This is a genomic window from Quadrisphaera sp. INWT6 (genome assembly GCF_015390235.1).
GTDB lineage: Bacteria > Actinomycetota > Actinomycetes > Actinomycetales > Quadrisphaeraceae > Quadrisphaera.
In genome coordinates, this window is record NZ_VUOH01000001.1 from 815,367 (window position 1) to 829,753 (window position 14,387).

Annotated in this window: 13 protein-coding genes; 5 read left to right on the forward strand and 8 right to left on the reverse strand. The window is 73.9% G+C overall.

Annotated elements, in window-relative coordinates; all coding sequences use genetic code 11:
• Positions 1 to 212: 212 nt before the first annotated feature.
• Positions 213 to 908 carry a DUF4166 domain-containing protein gene (locus F1641_RS03625; RefSeq protein ID WP_309225360.1) on the reverse strand — a complete coding sequence of 232 codons (696 nt, stop codon included), beginning with the start codon at positions 906 to 908 and terminating at the stop codon, positions 213 to 215.
• Positions 905 to 1,612 (reverse strand): hypothetical protein, encoded by a 708-nt coding sequence (locus F1641_RS20875; RefSeq protein ID WP_255513847.1) that lies wholly within the window; start codon positions 1,610 to 1,612, stop codon positions 905 to 907. Before F1641_RS20875 ends, F1641_RS03625 begins: the two co-directional genes overlap by 4 nt.
• A gap of 48 nt (positions 1,613 to 1,660) precedes the next feature.
• Here F1641_RS20875 and F1641_RS03630 point away from each other — a divergent pair, with 48 nt between their 5' ends.
• Positions 1,661 to 2,287 (forward strand): hypothetical protein, encoded by a 627-nt coding sequence (locus tag F1641_RS03630; protein WP_194903046.1) that lies wholly within the window; start codon positions 1,661 to 1,663, stop codon positions 2,285 to 2,287.
• A gap of 123 nt (positions 2,288 to 2,410) precedes the next feature.
• Here F1641_RS03630 and F1641_RS03635 read toward each other — a convergent pair whose 3' ends face one another.
• The gene (locus tag F1641_RS03635; protein WP_194903047.1) at positions 2,411 to 2,617 is read right to left on the reverse strand and encodes a hypothetical protein; all 207 of its coding nucleotides are present in this window, start codon (positions 2,615 to 2,617) and stop codon (positions 2,411 to 2,413) included.
• A gap of 114 nt (positions 2,618 to 2,731) precedes the next feature.
• On the opposite strand from F1641_RS03635, the gene dnaE reads away from it, so the two are divergent.
• Positions 2,732 to 6,280, forward strand: coding sequence for a DNA polymerase III subunit alpha (gene dnaE / locus F1641_RS03640; protein ID WP_194903048.1), 3,549 nt, complete (start codon positions 2,732 to 2,734; stop codon positions 6,278 to 6,280).
• Between the two features lie 8 nt (positions 6,281 to 6,288).
• Complete coding sequence (locus tag F1641_RS03645; RefSeq protein WP_194903049.1) at positions 6,289 to 6,807, forward strand: hypothetical protein; 519 nt, start codon at positions 6,289 to 6,291, stop codon at positions 6,805 to 6,807.
• Here the strand turns inward: F1641_RS03645 and F1641_RS03650 are convergent.
• A complete protein-coding gene (locus F1641_RS03650) occupies positions 6,794 to 7,963 on the reverse strand; it encodes a methyltransferase domain-containing protein (RefSeq protein WP_194903050.1) in 1,170 nt (389 codons plus the stop codon). The two genes, F1641_RS03645 and F1641_RS03650, sit on opposite strands and share 14 nt — an antisense overlap.
• A 91-nt stretch (positions 7,964 to 8,054) precedes the next feature.
• Here F1641_RS03650 and F1641_RS22865 point away from each other — a divergent pair, with 91 nt between their 5' ends.
• On the forward strand, positions 8,055 to 9,011 hold the full coding sequence (locus F1641_RS22865; RefSeq protein WP_194903051.1) for a YceI family protein: 957 nt from the start codon (positions 8,055 to 8,057) through the stop codon (positions 9,009 to 9,011).
• 17 nt (positions 9,012 to 9,028) lie between these two features.
• Here F1641_RS22865 and ybaK read toward each other — a convergent pair whose 3' ends face one another.
• The 4 genes from ybaK to F1641_RS03675 all read right to left on the reverse strand — a co-directional run bounded on the left by ybaK (position 9,029) and on the right by F1641_RS03675 (position 12,849).
• The gene (ybaK, locus tag F1641_RS03660; RefSeq protein ID WP_194903052.1) at positions 9,029 to 9,541 is read right to left on the reverse strand and encodes a Cys-tRNA(Pro) deacylase; all 513 of its coding nucleotides are present in this window, start codon (positions 9,539 to 9,541) and stop codon (positions 9,029 to 9,031) included.
• An 8-nt stretch (positions 9,542 to 9,549) separates the two neighbouring features.
• The gene (locus F1641_RS03665; protein WP_206690427.1) at positions 9,550 to 10,236 is read right to left on the reverse strand and encodes an LON peptidase substrate-binding domain-containing protein; all 687 of its coding nucleotides are present in this window, start codon (positions 10,234 to 10,236) and stop codon (positions 9,550 to 9,552) included.
• Positions 10,237 to 10,312: 76 nt separating this feature from the next.
• Entirely contained in the window at positions 10,313 to 11,830 is a 1,518-nt protein-coding gene (locus tag F1641_RS03670) for a YdiU family protein (protein ID WP_194903362.1), read from the reverse strand.
• A 134-nt stretch (positions 11,831 to 11,964) separates the two neighbouring features.
• A complete protein-coding gene (locus tag F1641_RS03675) occupies positions 11,965 to 12,849 on the reverse strand; it encodes an NAD(P)-dependent oxidoreductase (RefSeq protein ID WP_194903053.1) in 885 nt (294 codons plus the stop codon).
• Between the two features lie 106 nt (positions 12,850 to 12,955).
• Between F1641_RS03675 and F1641_RS03680 the strand changes: the two genes are divergently transcribed.
• A complete protein-coding gene (locus tag F1641_RS03680) occupies positions 12,956 to 14,368 on the forward strand; it encodes an ATP-binding protein (RefSeq protein ID WP_194903054.1) in 1,413 nt (470 codons plus the stop codon).
• Positions 14,369 to 14,387: the final 19 nt, after the last annotated feature.

Here is a 14,387-nt window from a genome sequence, read left to right on the forward strand (position 1 = left end):
CTCCCAGCGGGGCGTCGCCGTCCCGTCATGTCCCGGCGGTCTCCTCGCAGCGGGCGACGATCGAGAGCGTCACGCCGCTGACCCTGCCCGACCGCCGGAGGCGGGTGCCACCTGGTTCCGCGTCCCGCCGAGCACGCACAACGGTCGTCGAACGGCCCTCCGACGGGTCTCGGCTGGTCTTGTGCATGCTGGGCGGGACGCTGGACCGGGCGTCAGCGGCGGCGCTCCTCCCGCAGGGGCTTCACCGACGCCGGCACCGCGTCGCCGACCACCTCGGGGTAGGTGCAGGTGAACCACCCGCGGTAGCCGACCAGCGGCCCGAAGCGCCGGTTGGTGACCCGGACGTCGATGGTGAAGCGCTCGCGGTCGTCGTCGTAGGCCTCCCGCAGCTCGGCGGTGCCCGAGGCGAGCATCGGGAAGCGGAAGCCGACGGGACCCTCGTAGAAGCGCTGGCCGTCCGAGGTGAGGCGCAGCGCGCCACCGTCGTCGACCCGGAGCCGCAGGTCGACGGCGAGGTGCTGGTGCGTACCGAGGTAGTCGAGCACCCGCCCTGAGCCGGGGCGGCCGTCGTGGGAGCCGTCGACGAGCGTCGCGTCGAAGCGGCGGCGGCGCCCGGGCGCGACCTCGAACGTGCGGACCACGGTCAGCGTCTCGCGGCCGAGGGAGTCGGTGTACGCGAAGTTCTCGACGGTGAACGGGACGTCCGTGGCGGCGTCGGGCACGAGGATGTTCCGCCACGCGCCGACGTGCAGGAACGGGAGCGTCCACGCCGGGCCGTGCCACACGTCCTCCATGACCCCGCGCCCGACGCAGCTGTAGCCCGCGGCGGTGCTCGCGCCGAAGCGGCGGCGCAGCTGCGGGTGCAGGCGGGCGGCGTCGTCGCCGAGGGCGTGCAGGACCACGCTCACCTGCTGCCACCTTCTCGGGTGGGGCGGCGGCCACACCGCCAGGCGCTGGGGACGGGCGCCGGGGTGGGGGCAGCCAGTGCTGCGGCGGCGAGCGCGACCGAGAGCAGCGGCCGGCGGCGCCGCAGCGCCCCCGCACCGAGGAGGCCGAGCGCGAAGCGGGCCGCCGTCCACGCCAGCGCCAGGTCGCGGCTGCGCTCGGGGGTCTGGCCGTGCTCCGCCCAGAGGCGGAGCCTGTCGAAGCTCCACGCCGTCGCCCAGCCGACCAGCGGGCGGGTCAGCCACGGGTCGAGCGCGGCGCCGAGGCGGCCCCATCCGGGGCGGTAGTCGTACCCGGTGGTGAAGCGGGTGCGGCCGTCGGGCTGGGGCGCGTAGCGCCAGTACCCGGCACCGCTGGAGAGCGGCGAGAGGCGGTCGGCCGGGGAATCACCGGCGGCGAAGCGGAGGGCGGAGGTGCCGGCGCCGTCGCCGCCCCGGCGCTCGGCGGTGCTCGTCCCGGTGCCGCGGACGGTGAGCAGCGGCAGCCGGGGGTGCGGCAGCGCCAGGGCGTAGGTGAAGCGCTGGTGGCCGTCGGCGTCGGTGCCGTCGGGCGTGATGGAGCTGAAGCGCAGGTCCCAGCGGGGGTGGTGGGCCGTGTCCTGGGTGAGGTGCCAGAGGCGGTCGGGCGGACCCGCGACGGCTGTGGTCACCCAGACCTGGCGTCCCATGGCCGCGACCCTAGTGACGTCGCGGCTGTGCCGGTGCCAGGCTGGATCATGGCCCCGCCGTCGTCCTTCCCGGAGTTCGTGCCGTCCGACGACCCCGACGAGGAGGAGCCGCCCTTCCAGCCGGCCGACTGGTACGGGCCGCCCCACGGCGTGCGGCCCGGTGTGGCGGACCTCGGGGTGGAGGTCGGGCGGTCGGAGTCGACGGTGGTGAGCCTCCAGGGGGCCGAGGCCTACGCCTCCGGGGTGGTCCTCGACCTGGCCGTCCACGTGCGGGAGCGGGGCCGCGAGGCCCGGCGGCGGGTGTTCGCGGCGCTCGACCTGCACCACGGGCGGGGCCAGCTCGACCTCTTCCTCGGGGCCGGAGGGCTGCGCTGGGGCGTCGAGCTCGCGGACGGCAGCAGGGCGACGACGCTCGACGAGAGCCCCTGGAACGAGCGTCCCGAGGACGCCGACCCCTCTGACTGGAACCCCTCGCACCCGGTGCTGGACGGGGTCGGCCGGACCCAGGTCTGGTACGACAGCTGGCGGCGGGGGATCTGGCTGTGGCCCCTCCCGCCCCTGCCGACGATGCGGGTCGTCTGCGCGTGGCCGGACCGGGGGATCGCCGAGACGTCGGTGGAGGTGCCGGTCACTGCGCTCCACGAGGCTGCGGCGCGGGCCACCCCGGTGTGGTGAGGCCGCTGTGGTGCCGGAGGGCGACCCGCCGAGGATGCCTGACGAGCTCGCGCTGCCGCTCAGGCGGCAGGCGGCGGCCCTTCTGCATGCTGGAGGGGACGCTCGGCCGCTGACCCGCCGCCGTCAGGCGGGGCGGAACGAGGCCAGCGCGGCGACGCAGGTGTTGCCGCCGTTCATGGTCACCACGCACTGGTCGTCGTGGACCGCGTCCGCGGGCCGACGCTGGCCCTCGGTGACCACCACCGCAGGGCCTGTGACGCCGGACGGGCAGAACCAGGGCGAGCTGCCGCCGCGGGCCCCGCCGGAGGGGTTCTGCCCGTCGGGCGTCACGCCGCGGGGCCCGCCGGACGGGGTGCCGGGAGAGGGCTCCGCCGTCGTCCCCGGCGCCTACAGTGAGGGGCCTTCCCCGACCTGCTCCGCCCGCTCCACGGAGGTCCTCGACCCATGCCCGCTGGTGACTCGTTCGTCCACCTGCACAACCACACCGAGTACTCGATGCTCGACGGTGCGGCCAGGATCGACGAGCTGTTCGCCACCGCCGCCGAGATGGGCATGCCGGCGCTCGCGACCACCGACCACGGCTACATCTTCGGGGCGTACGAGTTCTGGAAGGCCGGGCGCAAGCACGGGGTCAACCCGGTCATCGGCCTCGAGGCGTACCTCACCCCCGGCACGGCCCGCGGTGACCGCACCCGCGTGAAGTGGGGAGACCCGAGCGCCGGCCGCGACGACGTCTCCGGCGCCGGCGCGTACACCCACATGACGATGTGGGCGCAGGACACCGCCGGCATGCACAACCTCTTCCGCATGGCGAGCCTCGCCAGCCTGGAGGGGCACTTCTACAAGCCCCGCATGGACCGCGAGCTGCTCTCCACGTACGGCCAGGGGATCATCGCCACCACCGGCTGCCCCTCCGGCGAGGTGCAGACCCGCCTCAGGCTCGGCCAGTACGACGCCGCCGTCGCCGCCGCGGCCGACTTCCGCGACATCTTCGGCGCGGGCAACTTCTACTGCGAGCTCATGGACCACGGGCTCGAGATCGAGACCCGGATCCAGAAGGACCTGATCCGCCTCGCGAAGGACCTCGGCCTGCCGCTGGTCGCCACCAACGACCTGCACTACACGCGTCCCGAGCACCACGAGGGCCACGCCGCGCTGCTGTGCGTGCAGTCGGGCTCCACCCTCGCCGACCCGAACCGCTTCAAGTTCGACGCCGAGGAGTTCTACCTCAAGAGCCCGGCCGAGATGCGCCACCTGTGGCGCGACTTCCCCGAGGCCTGCGACAACACCCTCGCCATCGCCGAGCGCTGCTCGGTGGAGTTCTCCGAGGGCATCGGCACCTACATGCCGCGCTACCCCGTGCCGGAGGGGGAGAGCGAGGACTCCTGGTTCGTCAAGGAGGTCGAGCGCGGGCTGCAGATGCGGTTCAAGGGCGCCGTCCCCGAGGAGAGCCGCAAGGTCGCGGAGTACGAGATCGGCGTCATCACCGGGATGGGGTTCTCGGGGTACTTCCTCGTCGTCGCCGACTTCATCCGCTGGTCCAAGCGCAACGGCATCCGCGTCGGGCCCGGCCGCGGCTCGGGCGCGGGCTCGATCGCCGCGTACGCCCTCGAGATCACCGACCTCGACCCGCAGCGCCACGGCCTGATCTTCGAGCGGTTCCTCAACCCCGACCGCGTCTCCATGCCCGACTTCGACATCGACTTCGACGAGCGCCGACGCGGCGAGGTCATCAAGTACGTCACCGAGAAGTACGGCGAGGACCGCGTCGCCCAGATCGTCACCTACGGCACGATCAAGGCCAAGCAGGCCGTCAAGGACGCCTCCCGCGTGCTCGGCTACCCCTTCGCCATGGGCGACCGGATCACCAAGGCGATGCCCGCCGCGGTGATGGGCAAGGACGTCCCGCTCTCCCAGATCTTCGAGCCCACCCACAACCGCTACGCCGAGGGCGGCGAGTTCCGCGCCCTGTACGAGGCCGAGGCCGACGTGCAGAAGGTCGTCGAGACGGCCAAGCAGCTCGAGGGCCTGAAGCGCCAGTGGGGCGTGCACGCCGCCGGCGTCATCATGTCGAGCGACCCCCTGCTCGACCTGATCCCGATCATGCGCCGCGAGCAGGACGGGCAGGTCATCACGCAGTTCGACTACCCGAGCTGCGAGTCGCTCGGCCTGATCAAGATGGACTTCCTCGGCCTGCGCAACCTCACGATCATGGACGACGCCGTCCGGCTCGTGGAGCGCAACCGCGGCGAGAAGGTCGTCCTCGAGGAGCTCGAGCTCGACGACCCGGGCACCTACGAGCTGCTGCAGCGCGGCGACACCCTCGGCGTCTTCCAGTTCGACGGCGGCCCGATGCGCTCGCTGCTGCGCCTCATGCGCCCCGACAACTTCGAGGACATCTCCGCTGTCGGCGCGCTGTACCGCCCGGGCCCCATGGGCGCGGGGAGCCACACCAACTACGCGCTGCGCAAGAACGGCCAGCAGGAGATCACGCCGCTGCACCCCGAGCTGGCCGAGCCGCTCGCGGAGGTCCTCGGCACGACGTACGGCCTGATCGTGTACCAGGAGCAGGTCATGTCCATCGCCCAGACCGTGGCGGGCTTCAGCCTCGGCCAGGCGGACCTGCTGCGGCGGGCGATGGGCAAGAAGAAGAAGTCCGAGCTGGACAAGCAGTACGAGAAGTTCTCCGGCGGCATGCACGAGCGCGGCTTCTCCGAGGCCGCGGTCAAGGCCCTGTGGGACGTGCTGCTCCCGTTCTCCGACTACGCGTTCAACAAGGCGCACTCCGCGGCGTACGGCGTCGTCTCCTACTGGACGGCCTACCTCAAGGCGCACTACCCGGCCGAGTACATGGCCGCGGTGCTCACGTCCGTGCGCGACGACAAGGACAAGTCGGCGCTCTACCTCAACGAGTGCCGCCGCATGGGCCTCACCGTGCTCCCGCCCGACGTCAACGAGTCGATCGCGACGTACGCCGCCGTCGGCCCCGACATCCGCTTCGGCCTCGCGGCCATCCGCAACGTCGGCGAGAACGTCGTCGAGGCGATCGAGAAGGCCCGCCAGGAGAAGGGCGCCTTCACCAGCTTCGGCGACTTCCTCGCCAAGGTCCCCGCCGTCGTCTGCAACAAGCGCACTGTCGAGTCGCTCATCAAGGCCGGCGCCTTCGACTCCCTCGGCGACAAGCGGCGCGCCCTGCTCGCCGTCCACGAGGACGCGGTCGACTCCGTCGTCGGGCTCAAGCGCCAGGAGGACAAGGGCCAGTACGACCTGTTCGGCGGGCTCATGGGCGACGCCGACGGCGGTGACGGCGAGGGCGGTGGCTCGCTGCTCAGCGTGGCGATCCCCGACATCCCCGAGTGGGACAAGAAGGAGCTGCTGGCCCGCGAGCGGGAGATGCTCGGGCTGTACGTCTCCGACCACCCGCTGTTCGGGCTGGAGCACGTGCTCACCTCGGCCGCCGACTGCTCGGTGGCCGCGCTGCTCACCGACGAGTCGCGCCAGGACGGCTCGATGGTCACCATCGCCGGGCTCATCACCGGCCTGCAGCGCAAGATGACCAAGCAGGGCAAGCAGTGGGCCATCGCCACCGTGGAGGACCTCGGCGGCGCCGTCGAGGTGCTGTTCTTCCCCTCCAGCTACGAGCAGTTCGCGCACCTGCTGGCGCCCGACGCCGTCGTGGTGGTCAAGGGCCGGCTCTCCCGCCGCGACGACGTGCCCTCCCTGCACGCCCAGGACCTCACCCTCCCCGACACCTCCGTCGCCGCCGACGGCCCGGTGGTCATCACGCTGCCCGAGCAGCGCGTGACCGAGCCCGTGGCCGAGAAGCTGCGCGGGGTGCTGCAGTTCCACCGCGGCCAGACGGCGGTGCACCTGCGGCTGGTGACCACCGACAAGCAGGTCACCACCTGCCTGGCCGACGCGCTGCGGGTGACCCCGTCGCCGTCGCTCTTCGGTGACCTCAAGGCGCTGCTGGGGCCGAGCTGTCTCGTCTGAGGCCCCTCGTGCCGGCCGCGGGGCCGGTGCTGCTGGGCCTGCTCGTCGGGCTCGCCTGGTGGCTGCTGGCGCCGACCGGTCCGGTGGTGCTGCTCCAGGGCGGCACGGTGCTCTCCCAGGTCGACCCCGAGCAGAGCGCCGCGCAGGACGGCGTGCTGGTGCTCCTCGGCGCCGGCGCGGGGCTGCTGTGCGGGCTGCTCGCGGCGGTGCGCCCGGGGGGCTCGCCGACCCGGCGCAGCCTGCTGGTGGTGGCGGGCTGCCTGCTCGGGTCGGCGCTGGCCGCTGGGCTGGGGGGCCTGCTGGGCCCGCCGTCGGTGGCCTCGCAGCTCGCGGCGGGGGCCACGCCCGCTGAGGGGCTCATCAGCCCGCTGGTCGCCCACAGCACCGGGGTGCTGCTGGTGTGGCCGGCCGCGGCGGCGCTCGTGATGTGCGCCGGTCACCTCGCCGCCGCGTGGACCGGCTCCTCCCGCGCCCGCGCCGAGGCGGAGGCCGCTGGCGGTCGGCCGGAGGACGTCAGCGGCGGGTGAGCTGGACGAGCACCTCGGCGTGCTCGGTCTGCGGGAACATCGCGAACAGCCGCCCCCGCACCGGCGCCCACCCCGGCAGGGCCTCGAGGTCGCGCGCCAGCGAGGCCGGGTTGCAGCTGGAGTAGACGAGGTGCCGCGCCCCGCCCTCAGCGGCGGGGCCGTCGAGCCAGGCGCAGAGCCGGTCACCCAGCCCCCGCCGCGGCGGGTTGACGACGACGACGTCGGGCGCGGCCCCCTGCTGCTCCGCCCAGGCGGTGGCGTCGGCGGCGGTGAACCGCGCGCGCGACGCGTCGAGGCCCAGCGCGGCTGCGGCGTCCCGGGCCGCGGCCACCGCCTGCTCGCTCGTCTCGACGCCGACCACCTCGCGCCCGGGCCCGGCGACGTGCAGCGCGAAGCCGCCCGCGCCGCAGTAGAGGTCCCACACCTGCAGCGGGGCGGCGCCGTCGTCAGGCTGGTGGGCGGCCCCGGCGAGCTCGTCGACCCAGGCGGCGACCTGCCGGTACAGCTGCCCGGCGACGTCGGTGTTGGTCTGCAGGAACCCCTGCGGCCGGGTCAGCAGCGCCACCGAGCCCTGCCGCACCGGGAGGCGGGTCTGCTCGGTGAGCGGGACCTCGACGTCGCCCTCCAGCAGCGCCGCGTGGGCGGGCAGCAGGTTGGCGGAGACCACGCGCACGCTCGGCAGCTGCTCCAGCAGCCAGGGGAGGTGCTTGCGGACGCGCGGCAGCGACTCCGTCGACCGGAGCACGAAGCGCACCAGGAGCTCGCCGTCGTCGTTCGTGGTGACGTGGACGTGCTTCAGCTCGCCGCGGCGGGCGGGGACGTCGTACGGCACGAGCCCGGCGCGGGTGACGAAGGCCCGCAGCGGCTCCATCGCCGCGGTGACCGACGGCGGGTAGAGGCCGCAGGCGACGAGGTCGACCCCGCGGCCGGCGCCGTCGAGGATCCCGAGCAGCGGTGCCTCGACCGTGCCGCTGACCACCATCTTGGCCCGGTTGCGGAACCCCTCGGCAGGGCCGGTGGCGGGGGCGAGCCAGTGCGGCACGGTGGGCAGGAGGGCCGCCACCCTCTGCTGCGCGTCCGCGACCTGCACCTCCTCCGGGACACCCATCAGCGTGCACGAGCGGCACGCCCCGGCGTCGAAGTAGTCGCACTGCACGGGACATCCTCTCGCGGCCGGCGGGGGAGCTGGCGGCTACCGTGGAGCAGGTGGACACCGACACCTCGGTCGAGACTCCGGTCGACGCGCCGTGAGGTTCGGCCGCAGCTCCGCACGACGCGGTGCACCCGCCCCGGGCACCGAGCTCCAGCCTCCGCCCGCCCCCGTCGAGGACCCCTGGACCTCCGCGCCGGCCGCTCCGGGTGCTCCGGGTGCTTTCGGGGGTGCGCGGGCCCACGGCGTCGTCCTCACCCGTGACGGCTGGCCCCTGCCCGGGGCGTCGGTCACGCTCCTGGCCACCAACGGCACGGGCAGCGCGCGGACGACGAGCGGCTCGAACGGCCGGTTCGTGCTCACCGACCTGGAGCCCGGCGCGGCGACCCTGCTGGTCGCCTGCGCGGGGCACGAGCCGGAGGCCCGCTCCGTCGTGGTGCAGGCCCCCGGCGCCGCCCGGGCCGAGGAGGTGGTCGTCGACCTCGGCGAGCTGCGCCTGGCGCGGGTGGGCGCCGCAGACCTGCCCCCGCCCGGGCGCTGGGTCATCGACCCTGACCACACCTCGCTGGCGGCCACCGCGCACCACCTGGGCCTGTCCGCGGTGACCGGCCGCCTCTCCCGGCTGGAGGGGGTCGTCGTGGTCGCGGAGTCCTTCACCGACTCCTCGGTGCAGGTGCGCATCGACGCCGCCAGCATCGACTCGGGCGTCGCCAAGCGCGACGAGCACCTGCGCAGCGCCGACTTCCTCGACGTGGAGAACCACCCGTGGATCACCTACGAGGGGCGGGGCCTGCTGGCCGACGGCTCGGGCGGGTGGCAGCTGGACGGCCAGCTGGTGCTCAACGGCAGGGCTCGCCGGGTGCCCCTGGCGCTGCGGTGCACCGGCACCGGCAACGACCCCTGGGGCGGCCAGCGGGTCGCCTTCCAGGCCACCGCGCAGCTCAGCCGCGACGACTTCGCGATGCGGTGGAAGGAGGCCTTCGGGCTGGGGGTGGCGATCTTCGGGACCACTCTGCGCATCACCATCGACCTCGAGGCCGTCCGCGAGACCTGAGCCGGGCCCGGCAGTCGTCAGTGCGCCGTGACGGGCGCGGCGACGGGCGCGCTCACCGCGTCGGTGAGCCGGACCAGGTCGGCGGGGGAGAGCTCCACGTCGAGGCCGCGCCGCCCGCCGCTGACGAGCACCGTCGGGTGCTCCAGGGCGCTCGCGTCGACGACGGTCGGCAGGCGCCTGCGCTGCCCCAGCGGGCTGATGCCACCGCGGACGTACCCGGTGGTGCGCTCCGCGGCGGCCGGGTCGGCCATGGCGGCGCGCTTGCCTCCCAGCGCCGCGCCCACCGCCTTGAGGTCGAGCTTGGCGCTGACCGGCAGCACCGCGACGCCGAGCGCGCCGTCGACCTCCACCACGAGCGTCTTGAGGACGCGCGCCGGGTCGATGCCCAGGGCGTGCGCCGCCTCGAGGCCGTACCCCACCTCGGCCGAGACGGCGGCGTCGTGGGCGTAGGCGTGGGCCGTGTGCGCGACCCCGGCCCTGACGAGCGCGGCGGTGGCGGGCGTGCTGGCGCCGGCGGTCTTCTTGGCCACGTCCGACCTCAGTTGGGGTTGGGGGTCTCGGAGGTGAGGTCCTGCGCCGGCAGGGACCGCAGCTCGCGCAGCAGCACCTGCTCGGTGCGCAGCAGGGAGCGCTCCTCGCGGAGCCTCGTGGCGGTGTCGGGCAGCTCCAGCAGGCGCTGGCGGTCGGGCAGGTCGAGGACCATCCCGGCCAGCACGAGGTAGCTCAGCACCGACGGGTCCTGCGGCAGGCCGCCGACGACGCCGCTGGTGGAGATGCCGAGCTGCGCCCGGTAGGCGGACCACTCCGCGGCCACCGAGGCCGCGAGGTCGCGCAGGGCGTCGTCGTCGGTGCCGGGGTGCTCGGGCAGCGGGCTGACCAGACCCGTCAGGTACGGGGTGCCGGCGGACTCGTCGAGGCCGTCGAGGCGGAACCTCACCGCGCCCGAGGTGACCAGCTCGTAGCGGCCGTCACCGGCGCCGTCGGGCTCGGAGACGTCGCGGACCACCGCGCTGCAGCCGACCGCGTGCAGGTCGGCCGCCGTGTGCCGGGTGCCCGCGTCACGCCCGTGGCGCAGGGCGACGACGCCGAACGCGCGCTCCTCCTCGGGCAGGGACAGCAGGTGCTCGACCAGCGCCACGTAGCGCGGCTCGAACACCGTCAGCGGCATGACCAGCCCGGGCACGAGCACGGTGCGCAGCGGGAACAGGGGCAGCCGCTCGCTCACCAGACCCACCCTAGGCAGACCCGCTGACAACGGCCCGTGATCACGGGCGTGACGGCGGGCACAGAGCCAGCCGAGGTCAGGTGCCGCAGAACGTCGTGTAGTCGCCGAAGGAGGCCGGGGCGGGCTCGGCGTACCGCTCGAAGCCGGCGCGCGCCTCGAAGGGACGCGACACGGCGTCGACGAGCCGCTCCACGGGGGCGAGGTCGCCCGCGGTGGCCGCGGCCAGCGCCTCCTCGACGAGGTGGTTGCGCGGGACGACGACGGGGTTGGTGCGGTCCGCGAGCTCCGCGTCGGGCCGCAGCGCCAGCCACCGGGGCACCCACGCCTCGGCCCGCCCGCGCACGGCGGGGTCGGCGAAGAGCGGCAGGACGGCGTCGCCGCTCCCGGCGCGGGCCGCGTCGCCCAGGCGGCGGTACAGGGTGGTGTGGTCGACGCGCGCGTCCGCGGCGAGGGCGAGCAGGTCGTCGACCACCGGTCCCGAGACCGCCCGGTCGACGGCGCGGGTGTCCAGGCCGAGCTTGCGGTGCACGCCGACGGCGAAGGCCGAGCCGAAGACGACCCGGAACCCCTCCAGCGCCTCGGTCGCCACGGCGACGGCCCGGTCGGTGCGCGCGGCGTCGTCGTCCTGCTGACCGGCACCGCCCTCGACCAGCAGCGGCAGCAGGGCCTCGGCGAACCTGGCGAGGTTCCACTCGGCGATGCCGGGCTGGCGCCCGTAGGCGTAGCGGCCGCCGGTGTCGATGCTGCTGAAGGAGGCGAGCGGGTCGTAGGCGTCGATGAAGGCGCACGGGCCGTAGTCGATGGTCTCGCCGGAGATCGTGGTGTTGTCGGTGTTCATCACCCCGTGCACGAAGCCCAGGAGCACCCACTGCGCGACCAGCCGCGCCTGGGCGGCGACGACCTCCTCGAGCAGCGCCCGGTACTGGGCCGCGGGCGGGCCGGCCTGGGCCGCCACGGGGTGGTGGCGGGCGATGGCGTGGTCCGCGAGGCGGCGCAGGAGGCCGCCGGGCGCCCCGGGCACGGCGCCCGAGCCGGCCTCGACCGCCGCCGCGTACTGGAAGCTGCCCACCCGCAGGTGGCTGCTGGCCGTGCGAGCGAGCACGGCGCCGGGCAGCGGGACCTCGCGCTGCACGTCGCTGCCCGTGGCGACGACGGCGAGGGCGCGCGTCGTCGGCACCCCGAGGGCGTGCATCGCGGTGCTGACGACGTGCTCGCGCAGCATCGGCCCGACGGCGGCGAGGCCGTCGCCGCTGCGCGCGAAGGGCGTGCGGCCCGAGCCCTTGAGGTGCAGGTCGCGCAGCTGGCCGTCGCGGGTGCGCAGCTCGCCGAGCAGCAGGGCCCGGCCGTCGCCCAGGCGCGGGGAGTACCCGCCGAACTGGTGGCCCGCGTAGACCTGCGCCACGGGGCGCGCGCCCTCGGGCACGAGCGTCCCGGTGAGGAACCGGAGGCCGTCGTCGGTGCGCAGCCACGCGGGGTCGAGGCCCAGGTCGGCGGCGAGGGCCTCGTCGAGGGCCAGCTGGGCGGGGGCCGCGGCGGGCTCGGCCTGCCAGGGGAGCGCCAGCTCGGGCAGCGCGTCGGCGAAGGCGTGCGTCAGCTCGGGGTGCTGGTGCTGGTCGGCGTGCTGGTGGGAGCGCTCATCACCTGGTGCAACGACCGCGCCGCACGACCCCTTCCCGGGTGTTCCGGAGGCCCATGATCACGGTGATCATGGGCCTCCGGAACACGGGGTCAGGCGGTGAAGCTGGCGCGCCAGGAGTGCTCCGGGGCGTAGCCGAGCACCCGCTTCGCCTTCTCGATGCTCAGCAGCGTCTCGTGCTCGCCCAGCTCGCCGCGCACCTCGACGTCGGGGAACACCTCGGCCATGAGCTCGGCCGACGAGCGGCGCATCACCGTGTCGGCGTTGGCGATGATGAACACGTCGGCGCCGGTGGTCTGCAGCTCCAGCGCCCTGCGCACGCCCTGGGCGCCGTCGCGGGCGTCGATGTAGCCCCACAGGTTCCAGACGCGGGTGGCCGGGTCGGCGTCGTAGTCGGGGAACTCGGCGTACTGGTCCGGGTACATGACGTTGGAGAACCGCAGACCGATGATCTTGGCCTCGGGGTCCCAGCGGCAGAACTGCCGGGCCATCTCCTCGCCCAGCACCTTGCTGAGGGAGTAGCTGCTGTTCGGGCGGGGGGTGTACTCCTCGTCGACCGGCGCGTACGGCGGCGGCTCCTCCTGGAACGGCAGGCCGAGCACCGTCTCCGACGAGGCCCACACCACGTTCTTGACGCCGGCGGCGCGGGCCGCGGCGAACGCGCTGTACGTCGACAGCGTGTTGTTCGAGAACGTCGCGGCGTCGGTCAGCAGGCCCGGGGCCGGCACGGCCGCGAGGTGCACGAGGGCGTCGACGCCGTGGTTCGAGCGGTGCTCGTCGACGCCGAGCAGCGCCTCCAGCACCTGGCCGTGGTCGGCGAGGTCGACCTTGATGAACCGCGCGCCCTCGGGCAGGGCGCTGGGCCCTCCGGGCGGCGGGGACTGGTCGAGGTTGACGACGGTGTGGCCGTGGGCGACCAGATCGGCCACCACCACCCGTCCGAGCTTGCCGGAGCCGCCGGTCACTGCGATGTGCACGGGATCAAGCCTGCACGGTGACGAGTGCGGCTGCACCACCGGATGGGTCAGAGCAGATGTCACTCAGCGCTGCTCTTGCATACTCTCAATGCTTTAGAGTAGTTGCATGTCGACGACGAGAGCCGCCCAGTCGCTCGACCTCGCCCCCTCTGAGCGCGGACCGGCGCTCCTGGCCCTGCGCGAAGACCAGTGGTTCGAACGGAAGTCGATCCGCGTCAGCGCCACCAAGCTGGCCGAGGCCCAGGTCGGGATGGCCAACGCGGACGGTGGCGTCATCGTGGTCGGCGTCAGCAACGGTGTCGTCGAGGGGACGGACGGGGCGGAGCGGCACCGCAACGCCCTGTTCCAGTCGAGCATCGACTTCACGCAGCCCCCGGTGCGTTCGCGCTGCCGCCTGATCGAGTGCGAGCGCGGTGATGGCGAGCGCGACCACCTTCTGCTCATCGAGGTGGAGGCGAGCGAGGGAGTCCACACCACGCACAAGGACGAGGTCTTCCTCCGCGTCGGAGACGAGACCCGCCGGCTGACGTTCGTCCAGCGCAGAGAGCTGCTCTACGACAAGGGCCAGGCGACCTACGAGGTGACCGCCGTCCCAGGAACCAGTGCCGAGGATCTCCGCCTCGACCTGCTGGAGGACTACGCAGACGCCGTGGCGGCTCCGGATGCTCTGCGTCTCCTGGCGGCCCGCGGCCTGACGACGAGGAGGGGTGAGACGACCGTCGGCGCCCTCCTGCTCTTCGGTGAGGTGCCTCAGGCGCACCTTCCCACCGCTGTCGTGAGGGTGCTGCGGTACCGCGGCCGCGACCGCGGTGTCGGCGCACGTCAGCAGCTCGTCGACGACGTGCGGTGCGACGGCCCGGTTCCCGTCGCGCTGGCTGCGGCGCGGGCGGCCGTGCAGAGGCTGCAGCCCACCCGCAGGGCGCTCGGGTCACGCGGCCGCTTCGAGGACGTGCCTCTCGTCCCCGAGGATGCCTGGCTCGAAGGCCTCGTCAACGCTGTGGTGCACCGCAGCTACAGCGCTGCGGGGGACCACATCCGCGTCGAGGTGTTCGACGACCGGGTCGAGGTGGAGAGCCCAGGGCGGTTCCCCGGCCTGGTCACCGTGGACGATCCCCTGAACGTGGTCAGGTTCGCACGCAATCCCCGGATCGCCAGGGTGTGCGCCGACCTCAGCTTCGGCCAGGAGCTCGGGGAGGGCATCCGCCGCATGTTCGAGGAGATGCGGCGCTCGGGGCTGTCCGACCCGCTCTACGAGGAGACCCAGGGCAGCGTCCGCCTCACACTCTCGGGAGAGCCGGCGGACCGCGAGCTCGAGTCCCGTCTGCCGTCCGGCGCTCGTCAGGTGGTCGCCGCGCTCCGAACAGCCGGGCGGCTGGGCACAGGCGACCTCGAAGGCGTCCTCGGGGTCACGCGTCCCGTCGCCGTGAGGCGCCTGGGCGAGCTGCGTGACCTCGGGCTCGTGGTGTGGGTGGGCAAGAGCCCCCGCGACCCCCGTGCCTACTGGACCCTTCCCGACTGAGTCCAGTTCGTGCCTGGCC